The organism is Pantoea sp. FN0305, from assembly GCF_050113845.1.
In the GTDB taxonomy this organism is placed as follows: domain Bacteria; phylum Pseudomonadota; class Gammaproteobacteria; order Enterobacterales; family Enterobacteriaceae; genus Mixta; species Mixta alhagi.
Genome location: NZ_JBNJSN010000022.1, coordinates 1 through 1,589, shown reverse-complemented (window position 1 = coordinate 1,589; position 1,589 = coordinate 1). Strand labels below are relative to the sequence as shown.

Here is a 1,589-nt window from a genome sequence, read left to right as displayed (position 1 = left end):
TGATGCCTGGCAGTTCCCTACTCTCGCATGGGGAGGCCCCACACTACCATCGGCGCTGCGGCGTTTCACTTCTGAGTTCGGCATGGGGTCAGGTGGGACCACCGCGCTCTCGCCGCCAGGCAAATTCTGTTTCCGCACGCCGCCCGCAGGGGCCACGCACGCGTATCCGTCAACAACACTGAAAATTCTCAATTCCCCAAAACGCTTCCGGCGTTGTAAGGTTAAGCCTCACGGGTCATTAGTACCGGTTAGCTCAACGCATCGCTGCGCTTACACACCCGGCCTATCAACGTCGTCGTCTTCAACGTCCCTTCAGGGGGCTCAGGGCCCCAGGGAAGACTCATCTCGAGGCAAGTTTCGTGCTTAGATGCTTTCAGCACTTATCTCTTCCGCACTTAGCTACCGGGCAGTGCCATTGGCATGACAACCCGAACACCAGCGGTGCGTTCACTCCGGTCCTCTCGTACTAGGAGCAACCCCTCTCAGTCTTCCAGCGCCCACGGCAGATAGGGACCGAACTGTCTCACGACGTTCTAAACCCAGCTCGCGTACCACTTTAAATGGCGAACAGCCATACCCTTGGGACCTACTTCAGCCCCAGGATGTGATGAGCCGACATCGAGGTGCCAAACACCGCCGTCGATATGAACTCTTGGGCGGTATCAGCCTGTTATCCCCGGAGTACCTTTTATCCGTTGAGCGATGGCCCTTCCATTCAGAACCACCGGATCACTATGACCTGCTTTCGCACCTGCTCGAACCGTCACTCTCGCAGTCAAGCCAGCTTATGCCATTGCACTAACCTCACGATGTCCGACCGTGATTAGCTGACCTTCGTACTCCTCCGTTACACTTTGGGAGGAGACCGCCCCAGTCAAACTACCCACCAGACACTGTCCCCACGCCGGATTACGGCGCCAGGTTAGAACATCAAACATTAAAGGGTGGTATTTCAAGGATGGCTCCGTGCGAACTGGCGTCCGCACTTCACTGCCTCCCACCTATCCTGCACATCAAGGCTCAATGTTCAGTGTCAAGCTGTAGTAAAGGTTCACGGGGTCTTTCCGTCTTGCCGCGGGTACACTGCATCTTCACAGCGAGTTCAATTTCACTGAGTCTCGGGTGGAGACAGCCTGGCCATCATTACGCCATTCGTGCAGGTCGGAACTTACCCGACAAGGAATTTCGCTACCTTAGGACCGTTATAGTTACGGCCGCCGTTTACCGGGGCTTCGATCAGGAGCTTCAGGTTGCCCTTAACCCCATCAATTAACCTTCCGGCACCGGGCAGGCGTCACACCGTATACGTCCACTTTCGTGTTTGCACAGTGCTGTGTTTTTAATAAACAGTTGCAGCCAGCTGGTATCTTCGACTGGCTTCGGCTCGGGGAGCAGGTCCCTCCACCTACGCGCCAGCGTGCCTTCTCCCGAAGTTACGGCACCATTTTGCCTAGTTCCTTCACCCGAGTTCTCTCAAGCGCCTTGGTATTCTCTACCTGACCACCTGTGTCGGTTTGGGGTACGATTCGTTGTTACCTGATGCTTAGAGGCTTTTCCTGGAAGCAGGGCATTTGTTGCTTCAGCACCGT

Annotated in this window: 2 rRNA genes; both read right to left on the bottom strand. The window is 55.6% G+C overall.

What is annotated here, in order from left to right:
- Positions 1-4: 4 nt before the first annotated feature.
- A 5S ribosomal RNA gene (rrf, locus tag ACQE3Y_RS20475) occupies positions 5-120 on the bottom strand.
- A gap of 97 nt (positions 121-217) precedes the next feature.
- Positions 218-1,589 (bottom strand): 23S ribosomal RNA (locus tag ACQE3Y_RS20470); the annotation flags it as partial.